Origin of the sequence: Devosia geojensis (assembly GCF_000969415.1) — a bacterium.
GTDB lineage: Bacteria > Pseudomonadota > Alphaproteobacteria > Rhizobiales > Devosiaceae > Devosia > Devosia geojensis.
Genome location: NZ_JZEX01000105.1, coordinates 42,434 through 50,167 on the forward strand (window position 1 = coordinate 42,434; position 7,734 = coordinate 50,167).

At 67.9% G+C, this 7,734-nt stretch carries 8 protein-coding genes; 5 read left to right on the forward strand and 3 right to left on the reverse strand.

Annotated elements, in window-relative coordinates:
* Nucleotides 1-92: 92 nt before the first annotated feature.
* The gene (gene pcaD, locus VE25_RS10275; protein ID WP_046108531.1) at nt 93-905 is read right to left on the reverse strand and encodes a 3-oxoadipate enol-lactonase; all 813 of its coding nucleotides are present in this window, start codon (nt 903-905) and stop codon (nt 93-95) included.
* A 7-nt stretch (nt 906-912) separates the two neighbouring features.
* Nucleotides 913-1,527, reverse strand: a complete 615-nt coding sequence (locus VE25_RS21820; RefSeq protein WP_052731874.1) for a DnaJ domain-containing protein — start codon at nt 1,525-1,527, stop codon at nt 913-915.
* A 114-nt stretch (nt 1,528-1,641) separates the two neighbouring features.
* On the opposite strand from VE25_RS21820, the gene VE25_RS10285 reads away from it, so the two are divergent.
* Complete coding sequence (locus tag VE25_RS10285) at nt 1,642-2,685, forward strand: LacI family transcriptional regulator (RefSeq protein ID WP_046108532.1); 1,044 nt, start codon at nt 1,642-1,644, stop codon at nt 2,683-2,685.
* Nucleotides 2,686-2,802: 117 nt separating this feature from the next.
* On the opposite strand, the gene VE25_RS10290 is transcribed toward VE25_RS10285, so the two are convergent.
* Entirely contained in the window at nt 2,803-4,236 is a 1,434-nt protein-coding gene (locus VE25_RS10290; protein WP_046108533.1) for a M81 family metallopeptidase, read from the reverse strand.
* 190 nt (nt 4,237-4,426) lie between these two features.
* Here VE25_RS10290 and VE25_RS10295 point away from each other — a divergent pair, with 190 nt between their 5' ends.
* The 4 genes from VE25_RS10295 (at nt 4,427) to VE25_RS10310 (ending at nt 7,692) form a co-directional block, all read left to right on the forward strand.
* Nucleotides 4,427-5,578 carry an ROK family transcriptional regulator gene (locus VE25_RS10295; RefSeq protein ID WP_046108534.1) on the forward strand — a complete coding sequence of 384 codons (1,152 nt, stop codon included), beginning with the start codon at nt 4,427-4,429 and terminating at the stop codon, nt 5,576-5,578.
* A gap of 8 nt (nt 5,579-5,586) precedes the next feature.
* Nucleotides 5,587-6,501, forward strand: a complete 915-nt coding sequence (locus VE25_RS10300; RefSeq protein WP_046108535.1) for an ROK family protein — start codon at nt 5,587-5,589, stop codon at nt 6,499-6,501.
* A complete protein-coding gene (locus tag VE25_RS10305) occupies nt 6,498-7,229 on the forward strand; it encodes a copper homeostasis protein CutC (RefSeq protein ID WP_046108536.1) in 732 nt (243 codons plus the stop codon). Before VE25_RS10300 ends, VE25_RS10305 begins: the two co-directional genes overlap by 4 nt.
* 64 nt (nt 7,230-7,293) lie before the next feature.
* Nucleotides 7,294-7,692 carry a YciI family protein gene (locus VE25_RS10310; RefSeq protein WP_046108537.1) on the forward strand — a complete coding sequence of 133 codons (399 nt, stop codon included), beginning with the start codon at nt 7,294-7,296 and terminating at the stop codon, nt 7,690-7,692.
* Nucleotides 7,693-7,734: the final 42 nt, after the last annotated feature.

Below are 7,734 nucleotides of genomic sequence, written 5' to 3' on the forward strand. Positions count from 1 at the left end.
TGTCAGACTTTATCGGAATCAGCAGTTCCTGCGCATCCCTCCCCCTTGAGGGGAGCCCTCCGGCTCGTGCTTCCGTCAAAACATGACAGAGTCTAATGCCGGACGGCGCCCGCCTCCGCGTCCGTCACGAGCGCGAGGAACGCGCGGATGATCTGCGTCAGCGTCTCCGGCTGCTCGATCGAGGGCAGGTGCCCGCAGCGCTTGATGAGCTCGAAGCGGGCGTTGGGCACCATTCTGGCGAACTCGGCGACGAGCGCGGGCGGTGTCGAGCCGTCCGCCTCGCCGACGATGCAGATGGCGGGGACCGAAATGGTTCGGGCGATCTCGGTGAGATCGGCATCGCGCAGCGCCGCGCAGGTCGCCGCATAACCGGCGGCCGGCTGGCGGACCAGCATGTTGCGGTAGCCGGCGCACTCCGCCGTCTCGCGGAACTCGGGCGTGAACCAGCGCTCGAGGATGGTGTCAGCGATGGAGGCGATCCCCTCCGCCTCGACGGCGGCGGTGCGCTCGGCCCACATCTGCGGCGTGCCGGACTTGTGGGCGGTGTCGCAGAGAACCAGCGCGCGCACGAGGTCCGGGCGGCGGGCCGACAGCACCTGTGCGATCATGCCGCCGACGGAGACGCCGCAGACGATCGCCCCTCGTGCCCCGACATGGTCGAGAAGGCCCGCCAGGTCCTCGGCATGCGTCTCGATCGTGTAGGGGGTGGCGCCGACGTCGGACAGGCCGTGGCCGCGCTTGTCGTAAGCGAGGATGGCATAGTCCCCCACGAGCCGCACGATGACGTCCCGCCAGATGCGGAAATCCGTTCCGAGCGCGTTGACGAAGACGATGAGGGGCTTGGCCGCGGGATCGCCGATCATCTGGTAGTGAAGCGCCACGCCCCCAATACGCACGAACTGCATGAAAACCTCAGCCGGTCGCTTCGGTCTCGAGCGCCGATATCAGCTCGACCTCGGAATCGTAGTTGCCGAGCTCGACCATGGCGATCTCGAACACGTGGACGCGCCGGCGCAGCTGCGCCTGCTCCTCGGTCTTGGCCGCGATCTGCTCGTCGAGCCGCTCGGCGAACATGTTGGTATGGTCGTCATGCCGGCGGATGCGCTGCTTGAGGGTGCCGAGCGCGGCCATCTCGCCCTCCAGCCGCTCGGCGAGGACGCGCGCATCCGCGGCATTGGCGCCGACCGCGCTCGTCATCATGTCGATGAAATCGACTCCGTCGAGCGGCAGGCCGGTGTCGACGGCGGTGCGCACGGCCGCATCGAACATGTCGGCCAGCACCACTGCGACGTCGTTCCTGAGCTTCACCGCCGCTTCCGGATCGACGACGCCCGTCTCGTCGTACATGCGCCGCGCGTCGGGGTCGGAGAGCACGTCGAACGCCCGCACGATGGTCATGAACTCGTCGGGATCGCCCCCACGGTCGGGGTGGGCGGTGCGCACGCGCAACCGGTAGGCGGCCTTGATGGCGCCGTGGCCGACGGTGCGCTCGACACCGAGTACGCTATAGGGATCGAAGTCGGTCATGGGCCCGCTTGTGGATAAAGAATCTGCCGGTCGTCGCCATGCCCCGCGCCAAACGCGCGGCAGCAATTGGATTTGCTCCAAGCCAGTGTAGAATTGTGGCAAGAGCGAGGGACCATGGCTACAGATACCCAAACGCAAAACGATGAGCAACGCCCGGGCGAAAAACGCCGCGCCACGCTCAAGACCATTGCGGAAATCACCGGCCTCAGCCTCTCGACCGTCTCGCTCTCGCTGCGGGGCGGCGCGGCGCTGAAGGAAGAGACCCGCCGCCGGGTGGCGGAAGCGGCCGCTCAGGTCGGCTACGTTCCCGACCGCGCCGGCGTGCGCCTGCGCACGGGCAAGACCAACGTCATCACGCTGGTGCTCGACAGCGGCGAGGAATCCATCGATTTCGCCCGCCACATGATCCAGGGCATCGGCGAAGCCATCCGCGGCACGCGCTACCACCTGACGGTCGCGCCCGAGTTCAACCCGACCGCCTCCGTCGACACCATCCGCTATATCCTGGGCAACCGCACCGCCGACGGCGTCATCATCACCCACACCGCGCCCGAGGACAGGCGGGTCAAGCTGATGATGGAAGCGGGCTTCCCCTTCGTCAGCCACGGCCGCACCCGTTTCGGCGAGCCGCACGCCTACCACGATTTCAACGCGGAAAAATTCGTCGCCATGGCCGTCGACCGCCTCGCCGCCAAAGGGCGGCGCCGGCAGCTCCTGGTGCTCGGCGAATCCACCACCAACAACTACTTCAACCTGATCGACGCCTTCCGCACCATCACCGCCGAGCGCGGCATCGCCGGCAGCATCATCGATGCCGAAATCCCCCACCAGCGCACCGCCGAGATGCGCGCCTATGGCCGCACGCTGGCAACCGCCAGGGAGCGGCCGGACGGCATCATCTGCGACAGCGAAATGGGCGCCATCGCCCTCATAGGCGGCCTGCAGGATGCAGGGCTCGTGCTCGGCCGCGACATCGAGGTCATCGCCAAGCAGACCTCGGACATCCTACCGACGTTCTTCCCCACCGTCGACACGCTCTCGGAAGACGTGCGGGCGGCGGGGATCGAACTCACGCGCCTCCTCATGCGGCGCATAGCCGGCGAGCCGGCGGGCGATTTGCAGACCCTGGGGGAACCGCAGCCGCATTGGCGGAGCTGAGGAGGCTCTTTCCTCTCTCATGGAAGAAGGAAAGCCCTTACCCGGCCCCAATAGAGGCCGACCTCTCCCCCAAGGGAGAGGTCGGCGCGTAGCGCCGGGTGAGGGGGCCTTTAGTCCCTACCCCGCCAGCGCCGACCGGATCGCCTTTGGCGACCATTCGAATGCGTCATCGAACGGGAAAATCGGACGCTGCTTGTGCCGGCGCTCCAGGCGCTCGACGAACTGGTCGACGACGCCGGTCGAGAGCGCCATCAGGCTCGGATTGGCGATCGGCCCAAGCTCGGGCGAGAGGTACCCCGACTTGACGACGACGATGCGCGCCGCTTTCGGATCGAGCCCAAGCCTCGTAAAATCAACGATGTTGTGGAACGGGCGGCGGCGGGCCGTCAGCACCAGATCAATGCCGCCGACGGTGACGACCGCCTCGCGAAAGAAGGTGTCCTCGACCGGCAACAGGAACTTGACCCTGGCGCGGGCGTGGACCGGCTTGCTCGACGTATCGAGGCTGGCGCCGATCTTCAGGTCGAGTTCGGCCCCGACGCCGGCGGCGTAGCAGGCGTCCGTCGCGGCGCGGTCGGTGATGCCGGCAAAGACCACACCCTGCGCATTGCGCTCGACCAGCGCGGCCAATACCTCGGCCCGGTCCCCAACGCCGCCACCGGTCGGGTTGTCGCCGGATTCGGCGAGCACCACCGGATGGGTCTTCGAGGCGACGGCAGTGTCCACGCATTCCTCGATGCTGCCGGTGGTCGTGCCGAAGACGAACGCGCGGCGGATGTCCCAGTAGTCCTGCGCCAATTGCCTGGCGATCTTCTCCTGCAAGGCGAGGTCAGTGCCGGTGACAAGGGCGGCGGCGGTGGCGCGCGGCTCGTCGGCCCAGACATAGCCGACCTGGAACGAGGCATCCCAGATGCCGGTCGGCTCCTCGATCTCGCTCATGCGCGCATAGAAGCTGCGGCCCGGCTCGTCCTGCGTGCTGGTGCGCTCGCCCGGCAGCAGCACCGGCACCGGCGCCCAGACGAGTTTCGGCCTGACCCCGGTGCGCAGCGCCCGCACCAGCATGTTGACGGCGCGACGCATGGTGTCGGGCGTATCGATATGCGGCGCCGTGCGGTAGGTCGAGAACATGTCGAGGCTGTCGACGATCCTCTGGCTGACATTGCCATGGAGATCGTAGCTCGCCGAGATCGGCACGTCGGGCCCGACGACCTCGCGCACTGCCGAGATGAAGTCGCCCTCGGCATCGAACATGCCTTCGACGAACATCGCGCCGTGCATGGCGAGGTAGACGCCGTCGACCGGGAGCGCGGCCTTCAGCCCTGCGAGAATCTCGGCCTTCCACGTCTCATAGATGCCGCGCTCCACCGGCCCGCCGGCAATGGCGCGCGCGTGGAGGATCGTCACGAACTCAGCCGGAAAATGCGTCAGGAACTCGAAATAGCCATCCTTGGCCATCGCCTCCCCTCGCAGCACGCGGAACTCCGGCTCGCGGATGAGGACAGGGTTGTAGGTGCTGCACTCGGTGTGCAGCCCGGCAACGGCGATGCGCATGGGAACCTCTTTCGGGCAGGATTTGCCCGATAGTGTCACGGCATTTAGGCGTGTCAACACGAAGAGCAGCCGCCAGATTTGTTTTCTTGATGAACTAAGAGGCCTACCTAGCGCCGGCTCGCTGATATAAGTTGACTCGCCGATCGAATTCTGGGCGATAAGTTCACGAGATCGGCAATGGAGGCGCGAGATGCGCGCGACGGCGCACAGATTCAATGCGTCGCAGCAGGCGATGATCCACCTCATCGCGACGGCCGGCCCCCTGAGCCGCACGCGGCTTGCACGCGCGCTCGGCGTCGGCAAGCCTGCGCTCACGGCCTTGACCCGCACGCTGATCGAGGCCGGAATCGTGCTCGAGGCGCGCGAGGAGGCCGACGAGCCGCGCCAGGGCCGCCCCTCGATGCTGCTCGCCATGAATCCGGAATACGGCTACTTCGCCGGCGTCTCCATCACCCTGGAGCAGCCGGTGCTCGTGCTGGTGGATTTGACCGGCCACGTCACCGCGCGCCTGGAGCTGCCGTTCTCGCGCGATCCCGAGACGGTCGCGACGCAAATCGCTGACGGGGTCGACAGCCTCATTGCCGATACCGGCATCGCCCGCGAGCGCCTGCTTGGCATCGGCGTTGCCGTCTCCGGCCTCGTCGACGCGGCACACGAGACCTGCCTCAACTCCACTCACCTCGACTGGCACAACGTGCCACTCGCCCGCCTCATCCGCGACAAGACGGGGCTGCCCGCCTATCTCGAGAACGACGCCAAGACGGCCGCGACGCGCGAAAAGCTCTTCGGCGAGGCGCGGCCGCTCGATGACTTCGCCGTCATTACCATCGGCGACGGCGTCGGCTGCGCCAGTTTCATCGACGGGAAGCTACGGCGCGGACACAATGGCGGCGCCGGCGAGATCGCCCATACCACCGTCGAGCCAGGCGGGCGCCCCTGCAAATGCGGCAAGCGCGGATGCCTCGATACGGTGGCCGCTCCCGGCGCGATCCTGCTGCAGGCCCGCAATGCCGGCCTCAAGATCTCGACGATCGGCGAGATCGAAATGCTCGCCGCCCGCAACGATCCGGCTGCCCTCGACGTGCTGCACAAGGCCGGCGCGACGCTCGGCAGCGTCATCGCCCACCTGGTGCAGGTCAACGACCCGGAGGCCGTGTTCGTCATCGACACCAGCGCCGCCGTCGGCACGCTCATCCGCACCCTCGTCCAGCAGACCGTCACCGCCAACGTGCTGCCGGACATGGGCGCGTCGCTTCGCCTCGTCTTCTCGCGCGTATCCGGCGATTTCTGGTCGCAGACCGCCGCGAGCGTTGCCGCCCACAAGTTCTTCGTGCCCGATTGAGGACACCCATGATCGTCTGCTTCGACATCGGCGGCTCGGCCATCAAGACGGCGACCGCCACGAGCCCCGGCGACCTCAGAATGCTCGGCCGACGCCCGACGCCGCTCGGCGATCTTGATGCGTTCGTCGCCTCTCTCGCGGTGTCCCTGGCCGACGCCGATGCACCCGCCGACGCCCCCGTCGCTATTTCCATCACCGGCGTCGTCGATCCGGATACGCGCATCATCAAATGCGCCAACATCCCCGCGATCGACGGCCTCAAGCTCGCCGATCTCCTCGCCGAGCGCCTCGGCCGGCCCGTGCACATCGCCAACGACGCCGACTGTTTCGCGCTCGCAGAAGCCGGCATGGGCGCCGGTCGCGGGTACCGCATCGTCTTCGGTGCCATCCTCGGCACGGGCGTCGGCGGAGGCCTCGTCATCGACGGGCGGCTCGTCACCGGCGCCGGCGGTTTTGCCGGCGAGTGGGGCCACGGCCCCGTCGCCGCCACCCGCGCTGGCGACCCGCCGGTCGATATCCCGCGCCTGCCCTGCGGCTGCGGGCTTGCCGGATGCGTCGACACGATCGGCGGCGCCCGCGGCATGGAGCGGCTGCACAGGCACCTGCACGGCATCGAGCTTGCCAGCCGCGAGATCGTTTCCGCCTGGGACGCCGGCGACCCCGCCGCTGCCCGCACGGTCGAGGTGCAGGTCGACCTGCTCGCCGGCCCCTTGGCACTCGTTGCCAACGTCGTCGGCGCCCACGTCATTCCAGTCGGTGGAGGTCTTGCCAACTCCACCCGGTTCGTTGCTGCGCTCGACGAAGCCGTGCGCGCCCGGATCCTGCGCAAGGCCGTGGCACCGCTGGTCGTGCCCGGCACCTGCCGCACCGAACCCGGCCTCATCGGCGCCGCCCTCCTCGGCTTTGCTGGAGCCGCCGCATGACCCGTATCCTCCTCGAAGTCTGCGTCGCCGATGCCGAAAGCCTCGATGCGGCGATCGCAGGCGGCGCCGACCGCATCGAGCTCTGCTCGGCGCTGGAGCTTGGCGGCCTCGCCCCCTCCCTCGGCCTGATGCAGCGAGCGGCGAGCGCGCCCATCCCCGTCTATGTCATGATCCGTCCGCGCGGCGGCGACTTCGTCTTCGATGAGCGCGAGGCCGGGATCATGCTTACCGACATCGAAGCGGCGCGGGCGGCAGGTCTGGCCGGCGTCGTCCTCGGCGCCTCCCGTCCGGACGGCGCCCTCGATCGCGACCTCCTCGCCCGCCTTGTCGGCGCAGCGGACGGCCTCGGCACCACGCTCCACCGCGCTATCGACATGGCGCCCGATATCGACGCAGCTCTCGAAACCGCCGTCTCCCTTGGCTTCGAGCGCATTCTCACCTCCGGCGGTGCCAGAAGCGCCATGGATGGCCTACCCGCCCTCGCACGCCTGCATGACAAGGCGGGCAGCCGTATCTCCATCATGGCCGGTTCCGGCGTGCGCGCCGGCAACGTCGCCGATTTGCTGGCGGCCGTGCCCTTGACGGAAGTTCACGCCTCCTGCGCCCTGCCAATCGCGCAGAATCCCGCCGCCGTTGCCTTCGGCTTCGCCACTCCCACCCGCGGCATCACCAGCACCGCGCAGGTGCGGGCGCTGCGCGAAAGGCTGGACGCGATCACAGCAGCGTGAAAGAGGGGCTGGTCATCGCCACACTTTTGCGCATACTCACCAACCTCGATCCGAGGAGGACTCCATGCTTTACGCCGTGCTCTGTTACAACGATGAGAACGCCGTCTCGACCTGGACCAAGGAGGAGGACGACGCCTGCATGGCGCGTCTGCAGGTCGTGACCGGTGCAATGCAGGCCAAGGGCAAGCTTGGTCCGGTCGCGCGGCTCAAGAACACCACCGAAGCGCGCACACTGCGCAAGAATGGCGAGCGCCCGCTGGTCGTCGACGGCCCATTCGCCGAGACCAAGGAGCAGTTCCTCGGCTTCTACGTCGTCGATTGCGAGACGATGGAGGAAGTCGAGGACTTCGTGCGCCAGCTCGCCGAAGCCAACCCCGGCTCGGGTTCCTACGAAATCCGCCCCGTCGGCTTCTTCACCCCCAGCGCCCTGCCGGCCAAGGTCGGCGACCGCTCGGCGGCTTGAGGATTTGCCGCGATGTCCCCGGCTCCCCTCCCCCTTGAGGGG

Excerpts from the sequence above, each read along its gene's own strand:
- pcaD (WP_046108531.1), bottom strand. The coding sequence starts at position 905 with ATGCAGTTCGTGCGTATTGGGGGCGTGGCGCTTCACTACCAGATGATC.
- VE25_RS21820 (WP_052731874.1), bottom strand. The coding sequence starts at position 1,527 with ATGACCGACTTCGATCCCTATAGCGTACTCGGTGTCGAGCGCACCGTC.
- VE25_RS10285 (WP_046108532.1), top strand. The coding sequence starts at position 1,642 with ATGGCTACAGATACCCAAACGCAAAACGATGAGCAACGCCCGGGCGAA.
- VE25_RS10290 (WP_046108533.1), bottom strand. The coding sequence starts at position 4,236 with ATGCGCATCGCCGTTGCCGGGCTGCACACCGAGTGCAGCACCTACAAC.
- VE25_RS10295 (WP_046108534.1), top strand. The coding sequence starts at position 4,427 with ATGCGCGCGACGGCGCACAGATTCAATGCGTCGCAGCAGGCGATGATC.
- VE25_RS10300 (WP_046108535.1), top strand. The coding sequence starts at position 5,587 with ATGATCGTCTGCTTCGACATCGGCGGCTCGGCCATCAAGACGGCGACC.
- VE25_RS10305 (WP_046108536.1), top strand. The coding sequence starts at position 6,498 with ATGACCCGTATCCTCCTCGAAGTCTGCGTCGCCGATGCCGAAAGCCTC.
- VE25_RS10310 (WP_046108537.1), top strand. The coding sequence starts at position 7,294 with ATGCTTTACGCCGTGCTCTGTTACAACGATGAGAACGCCGTCTCGACC.